Raw genomic sequence first — 25,493 nt, 5'->3', positions numbered from 1 at the left:
ATGAAGCGAACTTATCAACCAAATAAAAGAAAACATTTAAAAACACACGGATTCCGCGCGCGAATGTCAACAGCCGACGGGCGAAAAATTCTTGCTGCACGACGCGCAAAAGGTCGGAAAAGACTAACTGTTTCTGATAAATAATTTTTGTTGAGATAGTTTTGCAAAAAATTCGTAGTATTAAAAAAAATTGGGAATTTCAAGCAATAATTAACAAAAAAAATCAAATTGTCACTAATTATCTTATATTTTATTATGTGAAAAGTGATTTTTTTGAGATTGGGATTTCAGTACCAAAAAAGTTTGCAAACGCAGTCAAACGTAATTACTATAAGAGACAAATTAAAAATGCGCTTTATATATTGTGGAAAAAAGGGGAGATTTTTTTAAATTTTCGTGTAGTTTTAATTGCGAGAAAGAATTTTTTACCCCTAAGCTTTGAAACCAAATACCAAAAATTAGCTAAAATTTTTAAAGAATTAAAGAGAAATGAAAAATAGAAAAATCCGACCTAAAGCTTTTGATTATTTCCAAAGTCAAAATAATCAAAATAAAAAAACCTTTAAATTTAAAGGTTTTTTTAAGTTCTTAAAGATTTTTTTCTATACAATTATTTTTGGAATTTCCCTAACTGGTTGTATTCAGTCTATGGTTGTAAAAACTTCTTATAATCCCGGTGAAGCGCTCGAATTTTATAATTCAAAAGAAGAAATAACTCCAAATTACACAATTTTTAGGGAATCAAAAAACAAAGATTTACCTGGAATTGATATAGTTACAAAAAATAATAATTTTTTAGTATCAGCTGATAATAAAAAAGTAAATCAAGAAAAAATTCTCAATGCTTTAAGAAAACAGATAAAAAACGAAAATGCCGAATTTGGTGAATTTAGTTCACTGATAATGTTTCAAAAAGGCGAAAATGAATTTGAGTATTTAAAGGGGGATAAAAATAATGAATTTATTTTTTTTAGTTCCTCAGAAAATTCAATAGAGCAAAAAACAAATTGGACAGAGATTAAAATTCCATCACCAAAATATTTTAGCCTTAAATCTGATAAACAATATTTTGAAAAACTGCGAGATGTTAAAAGTTTACCCATAAATACTTATAGTTTTGATAAATCTAGTTCAGAAAATGCTGCAATTAGCGAGAAAATTGATAGTTATTTTTTTAATTTAGATAATAAAATTCCGCCCGTTAATAGGTCGTATGCAATTTTTGCCCGTGATGTTTTTCAGGTAATTTATAACAAATTAATTTTATTACCGCAATTTTCTCAAGGAAAACTTGAAAAAGCAATTGCAGAATTTGAGCAAAAATCAGGAAAAGATGTTTCCCCTGAAACTGAAAAAATACTTTCTGGATACGCTAATTTAGTAAAAAAACTTGTTTTTCCAACTAATTTTTCCCGGATTGATATCCAAAATAAAACTTATAGTTGGAATAATAACGATGAAAGTGCAGCAAAAAATATTGCTTTTCAAAACAAAATTCCAGCTTTTCCGATTGTTTCCTGAGCAGAATCCTGAAAATTAGGCCCTTTTTATGCAATTTTTGTTTACCCGTTATCGAAAATTATCCTTTGAGTTACCGCCTCGCAGTCATTGTACGAATGGTCGGGTTGGATAACAATTTTATCAATTTTAGCAGTTGTAGTATTTACAAAAATTATTTCATTTATTTTTAGATTTAAAACAATTTTTGGCCAGAACAAACAGATGGAACTGCAACTTAAAAAGGCAAAAATTGATGCAAAATACGAAAATTACAAGAAAAACAAGGTGATGCAGCAGCGGCACCGTCAGGAAATTGTTGATTTATATAAAAAAAATAACTTTTCCCCTTTTTCCCCATTTTCACAAATTTTGGTGACAATGCCGATTTTTATAGCAGTTTGGCGAGCTTTGCAGGGAATTCCAAGTTTTAAAGTTACTTATTTTTTAGGTTTGGAATTAGCTGCAACCTCCTATCAAAAACTTTTTGAAGGTTATTGAATTTATCTACCCATAATAATTGTTACGGTTTTGGTGCAGGCATTGCAGCAAATTATCCCAAAAATTTTAAACAAAAAAAAGTCGAATCGGATAATGAATGTGCAGGAAAATGAGACTTTAAAAAAACAGCAAAAAACTCAGCGCATAGTTTCCATTATTTTCATATTTTTTGGGGTAATTTTCCAGGCATCCCTTCAAATTTATTGAATTATTGGGGGAATATGGGAAATTTTACAAACATTGGGGATATTTTATTTGCAAAAATCAAATTTTTATCGTGAAAAAATGCGTCCCTGACTGGAAAGAAAAAAATGGGTTTAATTAAAATTATCCCCATTTTTTTAAAATTTTACTTGAAATTTAGTAAAATTTTATTAGTTTAAAAACGTTTAAAAATCAATCTGGAGAAATATAATGAAAAACAAAATCACACCTTGTATTTGGTCACTTATTTCAAACACTCACCTTAGAAAAGCCGAAAGTTTAGAAATTTTAATCCGTGCACTTCTTTTAAATAACGAAGAAATTAATCAAAATTTTAAAAATAAATGATTAAAAATTTATAAAAATAAAAATTGAAAACCAATTGGCGATTTAAATGAACACTTAAAATTAGCAGCACAATTAGGAGTGACAAAAACAGATATTTTAACTCCTGGACAACAAAAAATTAACATATTAGCCAAATTAGTAAACAGTGGGATTATTAAAATTAGAGAATATATCAGCATAATTTTGTTTAATTTAGTTAGTTTTATCAATTATGAATATCGTCATATTTTTAAAATGACGCTTGAATTGCTTAAAAAACAGAACAATTCTCCTGTTTCTGTTGATGAAATATTTCAAAATTTTAATTTTGGCGAACCAGTTTGCGCTGAATTTAACATAAAATTACTCCGTTACAATTTAAAACAAAAAGATCATATTTTTTATATTTTAATTTCAGGAGTTTTTTTTGAAGTTTTATCATCTCGGGGAAAAAATCAACAATATAACATTAATTTTTTTAAAATAAAACTTTATGATCACTGATATTCAAGGATTGATGAATTAATTAAAAGATGTAATAATCAGCTGGAAAGTTATAATTTTGAAAAAGCAAGTTTGATTAGGTTAGATTCTGAAAAATGATCAAATTATTTAACCCAAAATTCACAAGCAAATTACGATTATATCGTTGATGTTCTTATGCAAAAAGAGTCAAATAATCTTGATGAAAAAAATGATAATACTATAAATTTTAAAGCATCAATTAATCATTTAGAAAACCAAGTGCAGAAAAATTTAGAAAATTCCTTACAAGAAACACAAATAAATCAAGATATTTCAACTACAATTTCAAATAACCCCGAAAAAGTTGATATTGAATTAGAAGCTATTTTAGAAAATAGTCAAGAAAATAAAGTTGATTTATCAGAATTACCCGCAAATTTTAATGATAAGGATCAAGCAGAAAGTCACCAAATTTCTCTTGAAAATGCAGATTTAACTTCCACAAATTCAGTTGAAAAACTTGAAATTGAAGAAAAAATACAAGAAAAACAGAGCGATATTCGCATAATTTCTAATAATTTAGAACAAAATTGTTGTCCAGAACAAAATGTTGTTGAAAAAGAAATTGAAAAAACTTATGAAGACAATATAGAAAAAAACAGTTTTTACAGTAATTTTTACCAAGATCAATTTGAAAGAGATTTTAATAAAATTTCTGAACCATCTGGAGAAAAAAATCTGCAAGATAACGCACAAAGTGAAATATGCGCAGCTGAAAAATGTTGTAATCACATCCAATTAGAAAAAGAAAATCTTGAACATATAGATTCTTCAAAACAAGAAAAGGTTGTTAAAATCAACAGCAATTATCTTAATAAAGGCGAAAAAAATAATTCTAATACTAATAAAAAAGTTCCTTCACTTCCGTTATTATACCAAGCAAAACAGGAAATGCAAAGGGAAATTTCAAAATATCCAATTTCAAAATCAGTTAATTCCAAGGAACATTACTATAATTATTTTATTCATAAAATTAACAAATTATTTAACTTTTCCTTGGAAAACATGTTAAATAAAACTAATTTTAAGCAAAATTTTTTTAATATATTAGATTTTCATAAGAAAAATCACGAAATTATATTAAAGCCTAAAAAAACAATAATAAAAAGTGGGAAAAACTTGCTCTTAATTTCCCCTTCGGCAAATTTAATTTATTCTAAGATTAAAAATGAATTATGTAAAACAGAGATCAGCGAAAAAAACTATGAAATAGTGACTTTTTTTGATGATTATAACCCTGAAAGTTTTATCGGTTATAATGATTTTGTTTTAGGTTCTAAGGAAAAATTAAACTTTATCCCTGGTCCTTTTGCAAGAATTTTACACAAGGCTTATTGAAATCCAGAAAAAAAATATTGCTTAATTCTTGAAAATATCGACAACGATGCCGCAAAAATCACATTAGCTCCTTTAAAACCGCTTTTTATTCGCGGAGAAAACGGTGAAAGTTTGCTCGGAATTTCGCAGTTTGATCTATCTTTCTATATATTTTCTCATCCTGAGGAAAAAAATTTTATCCCCGGAAATCTTACAATTATTGGTACAGTAAATTCTAATTTAGATAGGGACTTTGTTGATCTTTACCCTGATTTTCTTGAAAATTGAGAGATTAAATATTTAGAAAGAGATAATTTATATTCACATATTACCAAATATCAAATTTGTGATACAGGATTATCTTGAAAACACTTTTCAGAGAAGTTAAATTCCTTGCTAGAATCAGAAAATTTAAACAATAAATGATTTTTACCTAACCAAATTGAAACAAAAATTCTTGAAAATCCCCGGATTTTTGTAGATAAGGTTCTCTTTTCGCTTTGAAATTTCACTTCACCCGAGAAAAGAAAGATAATTTTTAGATCAAATTCTTATTCTGTTATGGTTAAGGAATTTTTAGAAACTAAGGGATCAAAACGCTTAAATATTTTTAAATTCGACTATGAAAAAATTAAAAATATATAAGAATTTAAATTATTTTTTGCCTAGTTTTGTTTTTTTAGGTGGCGCTTTTTTTGTTTTAGTTAGTTGTGGTTCAACCCATTTCGGGTTAAATATTTCAAGAGAAAGTCAAACTGGTATTGAGAATGCGAAAAAATTAAAAAAAATAGTAAATTCACCGAATTTAATTGAATTAAGTCCAGAAAATAATGAGAAAATATATGAAGATAAAGATGCTAAATTCTTCTTGTTTGATTTAAATTCGGCTGTAAATGGTGGGAAAAATTTAGAATTAATGCCAGAATTTACTACAAAATTTAGTCCAAAAACAGAAATAACCTACCTTAATTTCATAAATCGATATTATAATACAAGGCAATTACAACAAAAAAAGAAAAGTTTAAATCAGGATTCAAATTCAATTTATATACCTCACGTTGACGAAAAATTCAAGGATTTCTGATATGTTTTTATGATTCCTACCTCAATTGGCTTTTCTGCATTGGAACTTAATGGTAAAAAAACTGTAATCGATAGGGAAAAAACAAAGTTGCCAAGTACATTAATTCCTTATTCATCTGTTGAAGTGAAAATTTTAAAAAAAGGAATTATTTCGGCGGATAAAAAAAATTATCTGCAAATAAATGTCAATCAAATGATAAATTCTTTTGCATTCCGAGAGAAAAAAAGCAATGAGCCTAATTCAAGCGAAATTAACGTTTTTGGATTTCAAGATAATAAGGCCTATCCAAATTATAAGTTAATTTTTGATAGTTTAGATTCTTCTAAAAAAATAATAAAATTTAAACTTCACAGAAAAAATGATAATTTGCATGAAGAAAGAAGTGCAAAAAACAAGCTAAATTCCTATATTTCTGTAATGAATTTTATTTATAAAGCAAAAGAATATAAACAAAATTTAAATCCGGATGATTTTTTTGAAAAAAATACTGAACAAAAAGATAAAAATTCTGAATATCCTTTTGTTAGATTTTATACTCAAACATTTATTGTTCCTTTTGAAGGAAAAGAAGAAGTATTTGATTCAGATTTTTCAATTTTAATTGAAAAATCTGAATAAAAAGCTTTACTTTTTCTCATAAAAAACTAATTTTTCCTTTAATTTTTCAAGTTTAGTTCGTTCTAAATCTATTTTTTCTCTAGGAGCTTTTTCTAAAAATCCTTTATTTGTAAGGATTTTTTCAGCCCTTAAAATTTCTGATTTAAGAAATTGAATTTCTTTTAATTCGCGCCCTTTTTGTTCTTTTTTCAATTCTTCAGGAACTTTAATTGCGATTTCAAAATTTTTTGTTTTAATTACTAACTCTTTATTTTCTAGCCATTTTCCGAAGGTGAGTTTGTTTATGATGTCGATTTCAGCATTAGAAAACTTGTCATTAATTATACAATATTCTAAAATTATTTTTTTAGAAATTTGAAATTTTTCTCTATAAGTTCGCAAATTATCTATAATTTCAAGGATATTTTCAACTTTTTGGTTTTCTTTAAACTGTCTAATTCTAGGCATTTTTTGTTCTAAAATTTCCATTTTGAAAATTTTTTCCATCAAGAAATCAGTTAAAAATGGTAAAAACGGGTGTAAAATAATTAAAACTTTTCTCAAAAGTTTGCGAGCATAAAACCCGTTTTTACGAGTTTTAATTAATTCAATATAACGTGAAGAAAAATCCCCGTAGATAAAATTATTTATTTCAGTTCCAATCACGCTAAAATTATATTTTTTTATATTTTTTACTATTTGCCGCTTTAAAATATAAATTTTATTTTCCATTCAAAGGTCAATAAGGTCAGGTTTTGCAAAAAAAGTGTCTAAATCTGCAATATATTTTGCAATGTTTCAGATTTTATTATTCAAATTTCAGGCGGTATTTAACTTTTCAATGTTGAATTTGATGTCTTTTCCAGGACTAGAATTGAAAATTAATGCCTGCCTTAGCGTATCTGAGCCATATTTTTCAATTATTTCCATCGGATCTAAGCCATTTCCGAGAGATTTTGACATTTTTCTCCCAATTTCATCCCGGATTAAACCGTGGAGCAAAACCTTTTCAAAAGGCTTTTGTTTCATTATAAAAAGTGATGAAAAATACATTCTCGCTACCCAAAAAAATAAAATATCCCAGCCAGTCACGAGTAAACTTGTCGGAAAATATGATTTAATTAGATCGAAATTCTGTGGTCAACCAAGAAAAGCAAAAGCACTAATTCCGGAAGAAAACCAAGTATCAAGAACATCTTCATCCTGAATTCAACCCTGACCAGGTGAGTCAATTTGTACTTTAAATTCGTCATTTTTACATCAAACAGGAATTCTGTGGCCCCATCAAAGTTGCCGTGAAATCGTTCAGTCATGAATTTTTTCAAATCATTTTCGCAGGTTTTTTTCAAAATTCTTGGGGTAGAATTTAATTTTATCTTTTGAATTTAAGTGCGAAATTAAACTTTTAGCAAGTTCATCCATTTTTACAAATCACTGTGGTTTTTTTAGAATTTCAACAATTTCATCACTGCGCTGGGAAAAACCAACATTTGAAATAACAGTTTCTATTTTAGCTAAAAATCCTTCTTTTTCAAGTTTTTTTGCAATTAAGTCGCGGGCAAAAAAACGATTTTGACCTTGAAATTCTGGCACTTCGTGATTTAAATTACCATAATTATCGATGCAATCTTTTGATTCTAAATTATGTTTTTCCATAATTTCAAAGTCAAGAATTGAGTGAGCAGAAACTTTCATTATCCCAGATCCAAAATCGGAACTAACATTTGAATCAGCAATAATTATGATTAACTTTTTTGTCAGCGGGTGGACTACTTTCTTGCCAACCAGGTGCAAATATCTTTTATCTTTTGGGTTTATTGCCAGGGCAACATCAGAGGATATCGTTTCGATTCGGGTAGTAGCAACTGTTAAAAATTCATTAGAATTTTCCAAAAAGTACTTTAAATAGTACATTTTTTGTTCAACAGGTTTGTTGATCACTTCGATATTAGAAATTGCAGTCTGTAATTTTATATCTCAATTTATCGCTTTTTGCCCGCGATAAATTAGATTTTTTTCTCATAATTTGATAAAAAAATCACTTACAGCAATTTGAGCATCCTGATCTAGGGTGAATCTTTCCTTGGAAAAATCATAACAAATTCCCAGTTTATCTCATTGCTCTTTGATTTTTAAATATTGTTTTTCTTTTCAGTGATAACATTTTTTTATAAATTCTTCTCTTTTAAGATCAGATTTTTTAATCCCTTTTTTTGCTAAATCCTCTTCAACTTTTACTTGCGTGGCAATTCCGGCATGATCGACACTGGGTAGAAGCAGAACATCAAAACCTTGTAATTTGTGGTAACGGACTAATGAATCCTGGATAAAAGCGTTTCAAGAGTGCCCAAGATGGAGTTGTCCGGTTACATTTGGCGGAGGAGAAATAATTGAAAAAGGCTTTTTTGTTTGTTTTGGGGCGATAAAAAAGCCCTTTTTTTGTCATTTTTCATTTCTTTTTTCTTCTACAAGTTTAAAATCATATTTATTTTTCATAAAAATCCTTTTATAAATCAATTACAAGAATATCTTTTTTTAGCGAATATTTTTTATTCTCACTATCAAATTCGAGTTTAAATTCTTTTATTGGAATTCAGGAATTTATAAAAGATTCAAAATTATTTTTAATTCCGCCAGAATTATTTTGAAAAACTTCGTTTTGGAGTTGTTTGTATAATTGTGTTTCTAAAAGCGGTAAATTTGTGCGTTCAAAAGTACCATTCTGATAGAAAAATTTTCCAAAAGATGTTTTTGGCGTGAGTGGCAGATCGATTTCGCGAATATATTCAACTAAAGTTCCATTTTCGATGAAAATTATACTAAAATCCCTGATTGGTTTTATTGTTCTGCGCGAATAAATAAAAAGTTGAGCTGAATTTTCGCCATTGTTGAAAAAGTGCTGAAAAAGCTTTTGTTTATAATTTGTCTCAAGTAAAAATGAATATTCATCAAATAAAAATCTCGAATAATTTCCCATTTGCATTTTTTTGGTTTCTAAAAAAAATAGGTCATCATTAGTTAGAACTCCATATTTTTTATAAAGGATATCAAAATTTATTTTGTTATCAAAACAAAAAATAAAAAATTGATTTTTTTTAAGGAAAACATCAATTTTTTTTAAATTTTTTAAGTAGAAAAAATTTTTTAAATCACTTAATGCATCTTTTAAGAAAATAAAATGATTTTCATACTCAACTTTTGAAATTTTTTCTTTTAATTTTTTTAATTTGTTTTCAATTGAAGAAACTCAAATCCTTTTAATAAAAAAAGAGTTTTGAAAATTTTTGTTTCGCAACTTTTTTTCCATTTTTATAACTTCGTGTTGTCATAAAATATTTGCCCGAAGGAGAGTTTTGCTGTTAGTTTTTAAATTTTGATAATAGGGATTTTCCTTGTGAAAAGAGTTTATTTTCTTGACTTTAAAGTGTTTTTGGGCTTTTTTATTTCGTTCTTCAAGAATTTTTTGCTGGCTGTTTTGTTTTCAGAACCCCCAAAATTCTTCTGCAAAAGTGTTGTTGAAAAAATTTTGGGTACCTAAAATATTTTCAAGAGCTTTCTGATTTAAAAGTTTTATTAGTCATTGCTCAAATTTGAAATAAATTTCATAAATTTGCAATGAACTTAATCAGCGAAAATTATCACTTCTTTTAATTAAATCAAGAAAACAATTATAACCAGTAATAAAAATTTTGATTTTATAAGGGTCAGAATCAAATGAATTTATCAGACTATTATGATGATTTATGACATTTTTTATATCATTTTTAATAGTTTGAAGCGCAATTTGTGCGTATGTTTGGCTAAATTTTAAATTCTCAAACTTAGTTTCGGGATAAGGTATGCTTAATTTTAATTTTTCATTTAATTTTTCCTGTTCAATATTCGGTTTAAGCTCTGTTTTTAGGTATAAATTATAAAAATTTTTGTTTAAAATTTGGTATTCTTCTTTGATTTTTGCAATTTTTTCAATAAATTTGAAGGCTTGTGCCCGGTTTTCGAGAAGATAATTTAGTTCATTTTCAAACATTTTTAAAAAATTTTCAACATTTTTTATACTTAAATACTGAATGTATCTTCTAGTTGTATTGGTTTTAATTTTAAAAGGTTCAATTCTTCAAAGTGATAAAAGTACTTCAATTACAAGTTTATTTTTATTTTTCTCAAAAAATTTTTTTGTCAAAAAATCCGAAAAACAAGTGTTTTTCTGATATTCATAAGGTTCATTATTTTCGAGAATAAAACCATTATAACTATTTTCGTCTTCAAGAATTTTTTTAAATTCATTAAAAAAATTCTTATCTGAAGAATATATAAAACTGCCTTGATTTGCCTCTAATTCTAGGCTAAAATAGTTTCAGTATTTATTTTTTATATTATGAAAAAGCAGTTTTTTACGTTTTTCCTGATGTAAATTAGTCATATTAGCCGTTTTTTAAGTGATAGAATAAGAAAATTTTTTATAAACAAGTGGTACAACCGCTTTTGCTGTAAAATAAATAACTGATAAATTAATTCAAATTTTTACAGGTGAAACGATGATGTGGCTTAAAAAAGCGGTATCAAAATTGTTTAGTGCCCCAGATTGGACATCTCCTCTTGCCCCAATAATGCTTGCGATTGGTTCATGAAGCGCGGAAAAAACAACAATTGGCGCGATTGTTAAATATCTTTCATTTTTTCGAAAAAAATTAATAAATCTCGCCAAAAGCAGGAAAATTATCATTGAAACTGTCCCAAAAAGTGTTAAAATTAGAAAGGAAAGTTTACTGGAAATAAAACGAGACTGACTAAAATCAATTGAAGAGCTAAACATAACAACATAAATAGTTGTTACTACAATTGAAATCAGGATTAAATTACTGGCAATTCAATAAAAATTCAGCAGTGATTTTTCTTCTTGCCAACTTTCAACTCTCTTTACTTTTTTTTGTAAAAAAAGTAATTTTTGCTTCATTTTTCGCTCTAAATTTTCATCTTTTTGGTTGTTAGCGATTCTATAATATGTAAAATCAAAAATTTTCTGTTTTTGTTCAAAAATTTTCTGGTCTAAACGAGTTAAAATACTTTTTTTCTCAAATCATTTCTTCCCTTTAATTACAAAAAATCAGAAAAAAATTCCAGGAATGAACCCAGCAAGCGAAAGATGAAGGGTATAATATCAAGAATAAACCCCCGGGATGAACAAAAAAGTGATTAAATCAGCGAGTAATCCAGTTAAAAATCCAACAATTGGCCCAAAAATAAACCCGGTTATTTTAATCGGCAACCCGATAATTGAAAGGCGGAAATTAGGCAAGATGGCAAAAGGAGCTAATCTTACCCCAATTATTAACATAATTACCGCAATCGATATGAAGATAGCGACAAAAGAGATTTTCATATTTGTTAATCTAGGCATGAACTTTCTCCTTTATCTGAAATTTTTAGTTATTAATATTATTATAAATTATAATCTAAAAATAAAAAAAAGTAAAGAAATTATAGTATTTTTTTCGCCGTTTTTTCTAGAGTTAAATTTATTGCTCAGTTAGTTTTGAGATATAAAATTTCATAAATTATCCACTTTATGATATCAGAAAAATAAAAAATCAACATTGAAAAAAACAGTTTTGTTTTTACATCTTTTAGTAACGGTAAAAATACAAAAACAACAAGAAGCTGCCATAAAAACTGGGAAATTCCGATAAAAAAGTCACATAAACTGGCAAAATTTGCGCGACCGCCAGCCTGAATTATGTTAAGCGAGGAATTAACTTGGACTCAAATTGGGTTTAGAAAAACTATTAAAAGGCAGATTCAAAAAATTTGACTAAGATAAAAATTAGTTGCCAGACCCTGCTGTTTTTGGATAATTTCTAGATTTATTGCTAAATTGTGTTCAGTGAAATAATTTTCCATCCCCTTTTGCACCTGAATTTCTAATCCCTTTGTGATTAAGTTAGTTTTTGTGATAATAATTACAACAATTAGTGCTAAAATTGACATTGCAAGGGAGACAATAAATAAAAAACCTTTCAACATTGCCGCGTTTTTTCGCGCTTTTTCAATTTTATCCTGACCTAAATTGCGGCTGACAACAATTGAGACACTGGTCTGAATTGATGTAAAAGTTGCTAGTAAAATGTTAACAATTGTCATTACTATTCCGGAAATTGTCAGAAACCCGATGCCCCAATATTTATAAAAACCAGTCCCGTCATCGCTGCCAATTGATCCCGGCGGTAAACTTTGTGCTCATAAAATCGAACGTATTGAGATAATAAGTGAAGTAATAATTACTAAATTCATCCCGAAAAACCGGCGAAAATACTGTTTTCAAATTTTTTTTTCAATTTTGAACAGCTTTAAAATGCTTATTCTGATATCTTTTTTATAGAAAAAAATGTAAAAAGTCATTAAAATTGCGCTTATACAACGGGAAATTACCGTTGCCAGAGCTGAACCAGCAACACCCATTTTCGGGATTAGCACTAAATTTAGGCTTACATTTGAGATTAGGGTCAGCAAAGTAAAAAAAAGCGCAATTTTCATTATCCCAATTTCACGCAAAATTGCTGAAGAAGTGACAATATAGGCAAACAAAATTCACGAAAAAGCGATTATAAATAGGTAACTTTTTGCTTCTTCAAAAATATTTTTATCCAAATTTGTCAAATTTTTATTTCGCTGAACCGCACTTAGCATTTGATCTGGGATTATCCAGGCAAGAATTGCAAATATCAAAACGGTTGTGACTGCTAAAATATACCGGATATTGTTAACTTGTCTGGCTAGCTTTCTTTGTTTTTTCCCCCAATATTGGCTAAAAATAATTGAACCAATCGAATTAATTGAGACAATAAAGGAAAAAATTATTGCTGTTCAGACATTAGCTATCCCCACGGCAGTAATTCCTCCGCTTATTTGTGATACCATAAAATTATCAATAAAATTATTTATTGAGATAAAAAGTGTAGCAAATATAACTGGAATTACAATTTTAGCAAATTTTTTTCATTTTTCAGCCGAATCAGGGAAAAATTGACGGACTGAAAGACGCATTATTCGTTAATTACTTCCAAAATTCTTACAGAATATTTTTCATTTACATCAACTTCAACTTCATCACCTTGGTGTTGTCCTAAAAGAGCCTGTGCAATCGGTGAAAAATTAGAAATTTTGCTCTTAAAAGGATCAGCATCTATTGAACTGACAATTTGGAAAGTTTGAATCTCGCCACTTTCAACATTTTCAAGGCTAACTTTTGAGCCAATTGAAACTCTGCTTGACCCTAAATCGGCCTTAATTATTTTTGCTTTGGAAATAATTGTTTCCAATTCACGGATTCGCGATTCAATTATACCCTGTTTTTCGCGAGCAACATCATATTCGGCATTTTCTGAAAGATCACCTTGTGAACGGGCATCTTTGATTTCTTGGATTACATTCACGCGCTCGACATTGATTAAATGTTCAAGCTCTTTTTCAATTTCCTCAAGTTTTTGCTGGGTCAAGAGGATTTTGTCATCAACTATGTTTTTCATATTATACTCCTTTTTTTGGTGGTAGTCATTAAATTTTAATTTATTTTTTCTTAATTAGCAAAAAATCGTAGTAAAAATATTCATCAAAAACGATTTTTTGCGATTTTAAGTATCTTAAAATTTTTCGTCGTTGATTTTTCTGGTATTTTCAGATCAAAATTCCGTCAGTTTTAAGCATTTTCAAAAACTTTAATATTTCAGTTATTTCAATTTTAACCGAAATTAGGATAAAATCAAAAAAAGGTTCAAAAAAACTAGCAAAATTAAGGCCACTAACCGCTAATTTTTCAAGGTTTTTGTCAAATCTTTCTTGATTTAAATACTCAACAGCAACTATATTTGCAGTATTTTCGATATTTTTTTGGATAAGACAAGCGACTAAACCGTCATTTTCAAGGAAAAGATTTTTTCTATAATTTTCCTTGCTTATTTTATAAAGAACAACTTCAAGAGATTCAAAAAGTCAAATTTCACTTTTGAGTTCAAGAACTTGTTCTTTTAAATTTGGAAATTTTTCTATTTTTTCGCCTTCTGATTCAGAAGTATATTTTTTAATTAATTGGTCTTTCCTGTATCTTGTTCAAAAAATCGAGACAAAACTGGTGATCAAAGCGGAAATTCCTGTGGCCAATAAAATTATTTTTCAGTTCTGCATCTTGTTTGCCTCGGTTTATTAAATTATACTTTTTTTGGTAGAAATTCTGAAAAAAAAGAAAAAATTAGGAAAAAATACATAATTTTCCTAATTTTAATTATGTTTTTCTTGAGGAAATACAAAAAAACATTAAAATTGAAAAATACAAGAAAAAAGTATTTATTTTAATGTTTTTTAAAGAAAAACATAATTAATTTCAGAAATTAAGGGAAATTTTTTTTCGCTGTTCTTTAGAGAAAATCTTAATTTTTTACCTTTTTGGTCATTTTTCCTGGCCAAAAAACCCCCAAAATCCTTTATTTATATAATATAAGCTTAAATTTTTCTTTTTTTTCGCAAATGGTGTATAATATTAATTGCCGCCGTTTTTGGTGCCATTTGTTTTTGTAGTTAGTGGGAAGATAAAAAAAAAAAAAAAAAAAAGAAAAGAAAAAAATATTTTTATGGTACAATTATCTTTACACCGCAAAAAAACGGTGAGTAGAATTTTAGATCTTTCAAAACTAGGTATATAATAAAAAATCCAATTTGTAATTTGTAAATTAAACGCAATCATGAGAGTTTGATCCTGGCTCAGGATAAACGCTAGCTGTGTGCTTAATACATGCATGTTGAACGGAATATTTTAGTTCGCTAAAATATTTAGTAGCAAATGGGTGAGTAACACGTACCTAACCTACCTTTTGGACTGGGATAACCATTGGAAACAGTGGCTAATACCGGATATGATAAAAATTTGCATGAATTTTTATTCAAAGGAGCTTTCAAGCTTCACCAAGAAATGGGGGTGCGCAACATTAGTTAGTTGGTAGGGTAAAAGCCTACCAAGACGATGATGTTTAGCGGGGCCAAGAGGTTGTACCGCCACACTGGGATTGAGATACGGCCCAGACTCCTACGGGAGGCAGCAGTAAGGAATATTCCACAATAAGCGAAAGCTTGATGGAGCGACACAGCGTGCAGGATGAAGTCTTTCGGGATGTAAACTGCTGTTGTAAGGGAAGAAAAAACTAGATAGGAAATGCTCTAGTCTTGACGGTACCTTATTAGAAAGCGACGGCAAACTATGTGCCAGCAGCCGCGGTAATACATAGGTCGCAAGCGTTATCCGGAATTATTGGGCGTAAAGCGTCCGTAGGTTTTTTGTTAAGTTTAAAGTTAAATGCTAAAGCTCAACTTTAGTCCGCTTTAGATACTGGCAAAATAGAATTATGAAGAGGTTAGCGGAATTCCTAGTGGAGTGGTGGAATACGTAGATATTAGGAAGAACACCAATAGGCGAAGGCAGCTAACTGGTCATATATTGACACTAAGGGACGAAAGCGTGGGGAGCAAACAGGATTAGATACCCTGGTAGTCCACGCCGTAAACGATGATCATTAGTTGGTGGCAAAAGTCACTAACACAGCTAACGCGTTAAATGATCCGCCTGAGTAGTATGCTCGCAAGAGTGAAACTTAAAGGAATTGACGGGAACCCGCACAAGCGGTGGAGCATGTGGTTTAATTTGATGATACGCGTAGAACCTTACCCACTCTTGACATTCTCGCAAAACTATAGAGATATAGCCGAGGCTAACGAGATCACAGATGGTGCATGGTTGTCGTCAGCTCGTGTCGTGAGATGTTAGGTTAAGTCCTGCAACGAGCGCAACCCTTTTCTTTAGTTGCTAACATTTAGTTGAGAACCCTAAAGATACTGCCGGCGCAAGCCGGAGGAAGGTGGGGACGACGTCAAATCATCATGCCTCTTACGAGTGGGGCAACACACGTGCTACAATGGCTACTACAAAGAGCAGCAAAACAGTGATGTCAAGCTAATCTCAAAAAAGTAGTCTCAGTTCGGATTGAAGTCTGCAACTCGACTTCATGAAGTCGGAATCGCTAGTAATCGCAGGTCAGCTATACTGCGGTGAATACGTTCTCGGGTTTTGTACACACCGCCCGTCACACCATGGGAGTTGGTAATGCCCAAAGTCGGTGAGTTAACTTCGGAGACCATTGCCTAAGGCAGGACCGATGACTGGGGTGAAGTCGTAACAAGGTATCCCTACGAGAACGTGGGGATGGAACACCTCCTTTCTACGGAAAAACCAAAAACAAAACATAAATTTATTCACACCTTTTATTAGATTAAATTTTTTCTAAATTTTTACATTTTTAACATCATTTTCATTATTTATTCTTATTCTTTTTATTAAATTAAAAGATTTTTATAGATTTTATTTGTATTTTTTTAATTCATTTCCTCCTTATTTATTTATAATTATTTATTAATCTAGTTGTTGTAAAATTTTAAATTGGACTATATACCTAGTTTTGAGGGCTCTAAAGCTCTCAAAACAAAAAAAATTGCCAAAAGGCAAAACAGCTCTTTCAAAACTGAATAGTAACAATTTTATTCTGATTGAAAAATCAGGTAATATTCTAATGATCTTTAAAAATTAAACCGAGTTTATTTTTGCTTTTTAATTTTTGAAAATTAAAAAATTAAAAAGAAAGATTATGCTAAAATTGTTAAAATACCTTAAGATATATTATCTCAAAATAGGCTATACTCAAAAATAGTTTTAACTTTTTAAATAAATAAGAGTATTTGGTGGATGCCTTGGGTCTGAAAGTCGATGAAGGACGTGATTACCTGCGATAAGCTTCGTGGAGTTGGAAATAAACTATGATACGGAGATTTCCGAATGGGGGAACCCAATCTAGCAAACCTAGATTGCGCTTTAATGAATTCATAATTAAAGCAGCGAGATACGTTGCGAATTGAAACATCTTAGTAGCAACAGGAAAAGAAAATAAATAATGATTCCCAAAGTAGTGGCGAGCGAAATGGGAAGAGCCCAAACCGTTTTTACGGGGTTATAGGACATTTTAATTGAGTTAGAAAATTATATAATAGTAGAAAAAGTTGGAAAGCTTTGACATAGAAGGTGATATCCCTGTATATTAAATTATATAATCTCATAGATGTATCCTGAGTAGGGCGGGGCACGTGAAACCCTGTCTGAATTTGCCAGGACCACCTGGTAAGGCTAAATACTAATCAGACACCGATAGTGAACTAGTACCGTGAGGGAAAGGTGAAAAGAACCCCGAGAGGGGAGTGAAATAGATTCTGAAACCATTTACTTACAAGTAGTCAAAGCACGTTAATGTGTGATGGCGTACATCTTGCAGTATGGTCCGGCGAGTTATGTTAACAAGCAAGGTTAAGCGGATTAAAGCGGAGCCGTAGGGAAACCGAGTCTAAATAGGGCGTTAAGTTTGTTGACATAGACCCGAAACCAGGTGATCTATCCATGAGCAGAATGAAACTTTGGTAACACAAAGTGGAGGTTCGAACCGTAGTACGCTAAAAAGTGCCCGGATGACTTGTGGATAGCGGTGAAATTCCAATCGAACCTGGAGATAGCTGGTTCTCTCCGAAATAGCTTTAGGGCTAGCGTATAGAATCTAATTAATGGGGGTAGAGCACTGAATGTGGAATGGCGGCACCTAGCTGTACTGACTATAATCAAACTCCGAATACCATTAATCTTATCTATGCAGTCGGAACGTGGGTGATAACGTCCGCGCTCGCGAGGGAAACAACCCAGATCGTCAGCTAAGGTCCCAAAATTATGTTAAGTGAGAAAGGTTGTGAAATTTCTTAAACAACTAGGATGTTGGCTTAGAAGCAGCCACCATTTAAAGAGTGCGTAATTGCTCACTAGTCAAGAGATCTTGCGCCAATAATGTAACGGGACTAAAACATAATACCGAAGCTGCGGGTAAACTTTTTAAGTTTACGTTAGGAGAGCGTTTTAATTTCGCTGAAGCTAGAGGGTGACCACTAGTGGAGAAATTAAAAGTGAGAATGCCGGAATGAGTAACGATTCGAAGTGAGAATCTTCGACGCCTATTGGGGAAGGTTTCCTGGGCAAGGGTCGTCCACCCAGGGTTAGTCAGGGCCTAAGGAGAGGCTGAAAAGCGTATCCGATGGATAATCGGTTAATATTCCGATACTTGTTATTGGAGTGATGGGATTACGAAAAAAGATAGTTTTACCACTTACTGGATTGTGGGGTAAGCAGTCAAGAAAGTTATATAGGCAAATCCGTATGACATTAATTTCAAGCTGTGATGCATAGGGAAGAGGAGACTCAAGTACCGAATTAAATGACTCTCTGTTTCCAAGAAAAGTCTCTAGCGCTAATTCAATAACAACCTGTACCAAGAACGGACACACGTCCCCAAGATGAGTATTCTAAGGTGAGCGAGAAAACCAATGTTAAGGAACTCTGCAAAATTATCCCGTACGTTCGCAAGAAGGGATGCCCTTTTTCTTAAAGGGCCTCAGTAAAATAGGGGGGGCAACTGTTTATCAAAAACACAGCTCTCTGCAAAGGTGTAAACCGAAGTATAGAGGGTGAAGCCTGCCCAGTGCCCGAAGGTTAAGCGGAGATGTTAGCCTATTGGCAAAGCATTCAAGTGAAGCCCGGGTGAACGGCGGCCGTAACTATAACGGTCCTAAGGTAGCGAAATTCCTTGTCAACTAATTATTGACCTGCACGAAAGGCGCAATGATCTCCCTACTGTCTCAACATTGGACTCGGTGAAATTATGGTACCAGTGAAAACGCTGGTTACCCGCATCAAGACGAAAAGACCCCGTGGAGCTTTACTATAACTTCGTATTGAGAATTGGTTTATTATGTGTAGGATAGGTGGGAGATGTCGATCCAAGGGCGCTAGTCCTTGTGGAGTCAACCTTGAAATACCACCCTTAATAAATTGATTTTCTAACCTGCTTCCCTTAACAGGAAGAGAGACAGTGCGTGGTGGGTAGTTTGACTGGGGCGGTCGCCTCCTAAAGAGTAACGGAGGTGTTCAAAGCTACACTCAATATGGTCGGAAACCATATGCAGAGCATAAAGGTAAAAGTGTGGTTGACTGCAAGACCTACAAGTCGAGCAGGTGCGAAAGCAGGACTTAGTGATCCGGCGGTTCATTGTGGAATGGCCGTCGCTCAACGGATAAAAGCTACCCCGGGGATAACAGGCTAATCTTCCCCAAGAGATCACATCGACGGGAAGGTTTGGCACCTCGATGTCGGCTCATCGCATCCTGGAGCTGAAGTCGGTTCCAAGGGTTTGGCTGTTCGCCAATTAAAGCGGTACGTGAGCTGGGTTCAGAACGTCGTGAGACAGTTCGGTCCCTATCTGATGTGGGCGTTGGAATATTGATGAGAGCTGCTCTTAGTACGAGAGGACCGGAGTGGACGTACCGCTGGTGTTCCAGTTGTCTTGCCAAAGGCATAGCTGGGTAGCTAAGTACGGAAAAGATAACCGCTGAAAGCATCTAAGCGGGAAGCTTCCTCAAAGATGAGTATTCCTTATGAAATTCCTTATAGACCATGAGGTTGATAGGTTAGAGGTGTAAGTGTAGCAATACATTCAGCTGACTAATACTAATAAATTCAAAGTTTAAAAAGTTGATTCTTAAAGTATTTTAACAAATCGATTTCAATCTAAAAACAAAAAATTACTATTCAGTTTTGAGGGAGTTGTAGTGGCCACCTTTGGGCTCCCTCAAAAAACAAACAAAAAAAAAAAAAAAAAAAAGACTGCAAAAAATTTTTTTATAGTAGTAACGCATTCATTCATATGCCCCTTGAGATTTTTCGTACCTCCTTCGCTCTCAAGGGGGTTTTTTGTTTTTTTGGCAAAAATATAAAAGACCTGAATTTTATACCCAGGTTTTCTGCATAAATACGTTATTTCGTTAATTCTAAGTTTTTAATTTAGTCAGTTACAGGTTGAAGAAAAATTTGATTTTCTGAAAAATTTAAGCAAAAATCAAATTTAGCAACTAACTCTTGATCTAAATTATGAAGGATAAATAGTAGTGTAACTTGCTGATCAAGTAAAAAACTCACTAGATTTTCGAGATTTTTCTTATCAAGATTGGAAAAAGCTTCATCAAGAATGATAATTGGTTTGCCCTCTGCGAAGCTAATTCAGTTAAAACAATCACAATCGAAATACTAAATAAGACAGTTAGAATTACATTTAATTTAGTTAATTTCTTATATTGTTTTATTTGATCTTTGGATAAATTTTCATAACTTTTATAAAAAAGTTGCTTAAATTTTTCATTTTTGTTATGAAAGAAAAATGATTTAAAAGAGTTAAGAAGACCGAGGTTATAGTTTGAAAAAGCTTCACTATCACTTGATAGTTTCATCACTGGTTTTGAAGCAGCATTACTAATTTTCCCTTGAAAAATTAGTAAAATTAAACTTAGAATTAAGGTAGTAACAATTAAAATTCAACCTCATTGCGGTGATAAAACTATCATCAAAGAAATTCCAGTGATAATAGAAACAAGCGGTGAAATAATATTTAAAAGATTTTCAATTGCATTCAAACCGAGTTTGAGATCATAATTAAATCAGGAAAGCATTGCATTTTTATTGTATTTTAGGTCAGAATAATTACTTTTTTGAATTTTTTTGATTATAATATCGCTTAATTTATTGCGTATTTCCATTTCTAAATAACTAAAAATTCATCCTTTCAAAAAAGTAAAAATGATAAAAATGGCAAGCGGCATTAGCAACAAAATTAGGGACCAATTTAGGTTAAAAGTAGGGTTTTTCTCTGAAAAATACTCAAAAATAAACTTGTAGCTAAAAATATGGGTTAGAAATCCCGCCTCTTTTATAAAGATTACTAAAAAAATAATTGTAAATTTAAGTTTTGCTAGACTAAAAAGCCTGTTAAAACGCATATGAACCTCCTAGGTAAAATTTTTGATTAAATTTTAAGCAAAAATTTTTGAGATTTCTAATATTGAATTATAAATTTTTGTGTTATAACTCGGAATTTTTTAAATCCTTTTCAAAAGAATAATTATAACAAAAATTTTTAATAGAATTTTTTAATAAATGATATGAAATAAGTTAACATTAATAATAAGTAATAAATAATGAGGGTTAAACCAAAAATTAAATAAAAAACTTTTTGTTATTTTTTAAGTTTATTAGTTTAAAAATGAAATTTCTAGATAAATTTGGCAAATCTTTTGGTTGTCAACTATTGTTTTTGGTCTAGAGCTTAAAAATATTAATAATTTTTTTACTCTCAACGAAAAAACTTGTTTTTTTATTTTGTTATGTTATAATTTAAAATAAAAACCAATCAAGAAATTTCAGAACATTTTTTTACCTTAAAATTATTTTTCAAAATAAAAATAATTAGGAGAAATTTTTTTAATTTTTAACTTCTATAGTATAATTATTGTATCACTTCGTCTATTATAATAATATAAGGAGAAATATGGCTAAGAATAATAAGAATTCATTATTAGTAACAGCAACAGCCATTGTCGGAGTTGCAGTATTTGCAACAACAGTTGGGCTTGTAACGCGAATTCGTTATAAAGGTGAAAATCCCCGCGCTGAACTTGAAAGTTTAGTTTCAAAAGTTCATAATGTTGCCTTTAAATCCGATGTCTTTGATAATTCAACTACATATAAACAAATAAAAGCATTACTTTTCGATGAAACAGGAAAATTAAGACCCGGAATTGATCTTAATAAATTTATCTCTTTTTATACAGCGGTAAATTCAAAAATTCAGAAATTTGAGGTCAGTTTTGCCCCAAATAAACCTTTTTTTGAGTTTATTAATTTAATTCCTGATGATAAAAATCAAACATTTACCCTTCAATTTCGGGCAAAACACCAATTAGATAATAATTATACCGCATATTCATCAATTTTAAGTAAAAAAATCGCTTATGCTCAACGTTCCCAGTTTGCCTTAGCTGATTTTAATGCAAATCATAGAAAAATCACCAAAAGTTTTCAAACAAATATCCAAAATCTTCGGGAAACTGATTTTTCAGTCGACTTTTCTTCAAGTCAAACCTCATTAGCATCACAAAAAATTCCTTTTCTTACCCGCGTTGAAGATTTTGCCGCAGATATTAACAAATCCGGAAACCAAGAAGAGGCAATTTCAAGAATTTCGAAATACTTCCCTGATTTTCAAAGATATATTCATGAATTAAAAGATGATCCTAATAATGTTTTACCTTTTAAAAAAGGTAAAATTTTTGACTTTAGTATTACAAGACGTGCTGGTACAAATGATTTTATTAGTCTAAGTGCTAATTCTGAACCAAGTTTTTTAATAAAAGCAAGACTCACAAATGAGGCTAAATTTGAACTTCGTGGCCTTAATATTGAAGAAGCAGAAATGCTGGAAGAGATTAAATTAGTTCCAGTTGATCAATTTGTTGTTAATCTTGAAACCGATCTAAAACCAGGTCAAGCCCCAGAAAAGTCACAAAAACCTCAAAGTGAACAAACCGAGATTAAAAAAACTTATTTTGCCGAAATTGATAAAATTTTAAGCAAAATAACCATGCGCAAACTTCAGCTTAGCGACTTTAAGGTAGCTCCACAGACAAGTTCTTCGCAACCAAAGCAAGTTAAAGCAAGTGTGTCAGCTTGATCCAATTTAGATCAAGGGCAAGAAAATAGAATTTTAGTTCCGGTTAGTCAGCAAAGTTCGAATCCACAACAACAACAACAACCTCAACCTCAGAGTCAACCTCAATCTCAGCCGCAGCCTAATGCTCAAACTCAGCCTAAAGCTCAAATTCAAAGCTCTCCTAAAGCTCCAGTCCAAAAACCGGCAACTCCTGATCCATCTAAATCATTTAAAATTAGAACAAAACGTGCCAGAGACTTTCTTAAAGAGTTTAATAAAACATTTTATAGGTCTAATAAACTTAAATCACAAAAACTAGAAGAAAAAATTAATTCTGAATATTTATCTAATAAAATTGGAATTGATCTTGGCGTTCTAAAGAAATACATTAGTAATAATCAAGGGATTGAATATACTTTTGATATTGCAAATGCAAAAATAAGGGATGCTCAAGATGGAATTACAAGCCATATTGAAATTCCAGTAACAATTAGTCTTTGATCAAGTTTCTTTGGTGATTCAGATAATGTTTTACTAAAATCAAAAACAGAAACTTTCATCATCCCTTATTTCCAAAAGGAAACTACATCTGAGTCAAAAGACCAAAAAGTAGGACATACCCAAAAAGAACTCGATCTAAATCAGAAACTAGTTTATCAACTCAGTGAACTACCAGGAACTAGCACCCAAGGTTCTTCTGGATCTAGTACACAAACCGAACAAATTAAAGAAGTTAAACTCCCAACACTAACTGCTTTTATTTCAAAACAAGAACTAGAAGCTCTAATTGATGGGGATAAGAATTTAGCTAGTCAGCCAACAAGTCAAGCAGTATCTGTTTCTCAAGTTAAAGCAACGGAGTTCCAACAGCAAGACGCAAATTCAACTAATTCTAGTCCAACTAGTCCAAGCCCTAGTCCAACTAGTCCAAGTCCAGCTAGTCCAAGTTCAAGTCCTAGTCCAACTAGTCCTAAAAATCTCGATGAAAATATAGGAGTGCCAAATCCTAGATTTGAGGAAATTAAAAAAATAATTAGTTCCGAGTTTACTTATAAGTATAATTTTCGTGCTAACGAGGCACTTTTAGATGCTTGAGTTGGAAAACAAAATTTCCCAAGTCTAAAAGATATTTCCCAGTTTAGATCAGATCAAAGATTAGCAAAAGATTATAAACTTGTTAACTTAAAATCTAATAAATTCCTAAAAGAAGATTATGATGTTCTTGCTTTTTATGCTAATTTAGTCCAGAAAGATCCAAGAGAAGTTCTTCAATATTTATTTGAAATTGCAAGAGCTAATAATTTAATTGGTCCTGAAGAAAAATTAGATCTTAATCAGATCGAAGAGGATGGCATCTTTAGACGAGCTAAGGCAATTAAACTTATAGATAAATCAAGTAATAACCAAGGAATTTATGGATTTTCCTTTAATAACCAGTTTTTAAAATTCCACGAACGTGGATGGATGTCAACTTTATATTTACCTAATGAGGCAAAAACTAAATTAGCAGATTATCAAAATCTTTTATCCGCTGGGATAAGCGATACCAAGATTTTTAGTGAACTTAATAAAATTCAACCTTTAGATCTAAATATTAAAACCCAAAGTAGTGATTCAAGTGATTCAAAATCAGATTCAAGTGATTCTTCAGATGCTAAGACCACTTCTACAAAGCAAGATCTTCTAAGTAAATTAACTAGCCTTAAATCTCAAATAGAGGCTATAGTTAAAAAATATGAAACAGAGTCTAAAAAGTATTTAGGGACCGAAAATAATAATGGTGGCAGCAGCTCAGGTACAGAACAGAAGGGCTCATCTATCCCTGAAGAAAATAAAAAATTCATCTTGGAAAATACAGCAAAACTTGATAATTTAGCCGATCTACTTTTAGCTTTCTATTATCAGGCTAAAAGATTAAATTTTGCAAGTTGAAGTCAACTCCAAGACGAAGATCTTGACTATCAAATACAATTTGAGAAAGAGGCTAATAACACTGAGTCTTCATCCTCTTCATCCTCTTCATCTTCATCTTCTTCTTCTTCATCTTCTTCTGAAACCGATACAAACAAACCTGAGAATGCAGTTGAATATAAACTAACTTATTATTATAAAATTTATAATAAAACTACTAAGAAAGTAGTTTATACTACCCCTAAAACAATTATCAAGCTTTATCTTGCAAGTTCTAATATCGGAGTTAAAGAAAAACAAGAACGTGAATTAATGAATAAATTAGTTTTATCTATCCCATCAGCTTATTCAATTTTCTATCTAAAACAAAATGAATGAGATCAAGTTAAAACAACAAATAATGGCCAACAAATGGGTCAGACTGGTTCGAGTCAAGGGTTTGAGTCTCTTGAACCATTTAAGAAAATCCAAGAGATAGTCCATAAAAATAATAAAGACTATGATCTCAAAGTTGTAACTATCCGCGATGATGCTTATGCAGAAAATGCTAAAATTGTTCACTTAAGGGTGGTTAGAAAAGAAAAACAGCAAGCAGAACAAAAAGAGAAAGAGAAGGAAAAAGAAAAGGAAAAGGAACAAAAAGAAACAAGTTCCCAAGGCCAAGTTCCCCAGTCAGCATTTTTCTTCCAAGTTAGACTTATAAAAGATGATTATCAAGGAGCAGAGGCCTCAAATCAGCAAACAAGTAAGCAAGAGATGCAAATGCCAAACATGGAAAGCCAAAATTCAGGATCTTCTTCTAGTGCTCCTGCAGCAGCTGCTGCTAAAGCGGCGAAGTAAAAATATTATATCTTCGAAAGGATAAGTA

General features: G+C 31.0%; 14 protein-coding genes and 2 rRNA genes. 8 read left to right on the top strand and 8 right to left on the bottom strand.

What is annotated here, in order from left to right; all coding sequences use genetic code 4:
- The 5 genes from rpmH (at position 1) to MHJ_RS03560 (ending at position 6,073) form a co-directional block, all read left to right on the top strand.
- Complete coding sequence (gene rpmH, locus MHJ_RS03580) at positions 1-144, top strand: 50S ribosomal protein L34 (protein WP_011206529.1); 144 nt, start codon at positions 1-3, stop codon at positions 142-144.
- A 17-nt stretch (positions 145-161) separates the two neighbouring features.
- Positions 162-500, top strand: coding sequence for a ribonuclease P protein component (gene rnpA, locus MHJ_RS03575; protein WP_011284394.1), 339 nt, complete (start codon positions 162-164; stop codon positions 498-500).
- Complete coding sequence (yidC, locus tag MHJ_RS03570; RefSeq protein WP_011206527.1) at positions 490-2,319, top strand: membrane protein insertase YidC; 1,830 nt, start codon at positions 490-492, stop codon at positions 2,317-2,319. Before rnpA ends, yidC begins: the two co-directional genes overlap by 11 nt.
- A 93-nt stretch (positions 2,320-2,412) precedes the next feature.
- Positions 2,413-5,016 (top strand): hypothetical protein, encoded by a 2,604-nt coding sequence (locus tag MHJ_RS03565; RefSeq protein ID WP_044284736.1) that lies wholly within the window; start codon positions 2,413-2,415, stop codon positions 5,014-5,016.
- Positions 4,994-6,073: a hypothetical protein gene (locus MHJ_RS03560; protein ID WP_237697224.1), complete on the top strand. Its 1,080-nt coding sequence runs from the start codon at positions 4,994-4,996 to the stop codon at positions 6,071-6,073. The genes MHJ_RS03565 and MHJ_RS03560 overlap by 23 nt, the downstream gene beginning before the upstream one ends.
- Positions 6,074-6,079: 6 nt before the next feature.
- On the opposite strand, the gene MHJ_RS03555 is transcribed toward MHJ_RS03560, so the two are convergent.
- From MHJ_RS03555 to MHJ_RS03530, 6 genes are all read right to left on the bottom strand, one after another.
- The gene (locus tag MHJ_RS03555; RefSeq protein ID WP_011284391.1) at positions 6,080-8,548 is read right to left on the bottom strand and encodes a valine--tRNA ligase; all 2,469 of its coding nucleotides are present in this window, start codon (positions 8,546-8,548) and stop codon (positions 6,080-6,082) included.
- A 10-nt stretch (positions 8,549-8,558) separates the two neighbouring features.
- Positions 8,559-10,472, bottom strand: a complete 1,914-nt coding sequence (locus MHJ_RS03550) for a hypothetical protein (RefSeq protein ID WP_011284390.1) — start codon at positions 10,470-10,472, stop codon at positions 8,559-8,561.
- A 12-nt stretch (positions 10,473-10,484) separates the two neighbouring features.
- Entirely contained in the window at positions 10,485-11,450 is a 966-nt protein-coding gene (locus MHJ_RS03545; protein ID WP_011284389.1) for a hypothetical protein, read from the bottom strand.
- Positions 11,451-11,530: 80 nt separating this feature from the next.
- Positions 11,531-13,093 carry an MATE family efflux transporter gene (locus tag MHJ_RS03540; RefSeq protein ID WP_044284735.1) on the bottom strand — a complete coding sequence of 521 codons (1,563 nt, stop codon included), beginning with the start codon at positions 13,091-13,093 and terminating at the stop codon, positions 11,531-11,533.
- The gene (gene greA, locus MHJ_RS03535) at positions 13,093-13,575 is read right to left on the bottom strand and encodes a transcription elongation factor GreA (protein WP_011284387.1); all 483 of its coding nucleotides are present in this window, start codon (positions 13,573-13,575) and stop codon (positions 13,093-13,095) included. The genes MHJ_RS03540 and greA overlap by 1 nt, the downstream gene beginning before the upstream one ends.
- A gap of 40 nt (positions 13,576-13,615) precedes the next feature.
- A complete protein-coding gene (locus MHJ_RS03530) occupies positions 13,616-14,230 on the bottom strand; it encodes a BC85_0335 family putative methyltransferase (RefSeq protein ID WP_011284386.1) in 615 nt (204 codons plus the stop codon).
- A 550-nt stretch (positions 14,231-14,780) separates the two neighbouring features.
- On the opposite strand from MHJ_RS03530, the gene MHJ_RS03525 reads away from it, so the two are divergent.
- Positions 14,781-16,311: ribosomal RNA gene (locus MHJ_RS03525) — 16S ribosomal RNA — on the top strand.
- Between the two features lie 493 nt (positions 16,312-16,804).
- A 23S ribosomal RNA gene (locus MHJ_RS03520) occupies positions 16,805-19,708 on the top strand.
- The 16S and 23S rRNA genes sit together here, the layout of an rRNA operon.
- Before the next feature lie 308 nt (positions 19,709-20,016).
- Here the strand turns inward: MHJ_RS03520 and MHJ_RS03995 are convergent.
- Together MHJ_RS03995 and MHJ_RS03515 are read right to left on the bottom strand one after the other, a co-directional pair.
- The gene (locus MHJ_RS03995) at positions 20,017-20,151 is read right to left on the bottom strand and encodes a hypothetical protein (protein WP_269076327.1); all 135 of its coding nucleotides are present in this window, start codon (positions 20,149-20,151) and stop codon (positions 20,017-20,019) included.
- Entirely contained in the window at positions 20,151-21,005 is an 855-nt protein-coding gene (locus MHJ_RS03515) for an ABC transporter transmembrane domain-containing protein (RefSeq protein ID WP_011284385.1), read from the bottom strand. The genes MHJ_RS03995 and MHJ_RS03515 overlap by 1 nt, the downstream gene beginning before the upstream one ends.
- A gap of 548 nt (positions 21,006-21,553) precedes the next feature.
- Here MHJ_RS03515 and MHJ_RS03510 point away from each other — a divergent pair.
- Positions 21,554-25,465 (top strand): P97 family adhesin, encoded by a 3,912-nt coding sequence (locus tag MHJ_RS03510; protein WP_011284384.1) that lies wholly within the window; start codon positions 21,554-21,556, stop codon positions 25,463-25,465.
- Positions 25,466-25,493: the final 28 nt, after the last annotated feature.

The sequence above is a fragment of the Mesomycoplasma hyopneumoniae J genome (assembly GCF_000008205.1).
Taxonomy (GTDB): Bacteria; Bacillota_I; Bacilli_A; order Mycoplasmatales; family Metamycoplasmataceae; genus Mesomycoplasma; species Mesomycoplasma hyopneumoniae.
Note: the sequence above shows the minus strand (reverse complement) of the source record. Positions and strands in the feature narration are given on the sequence as shown.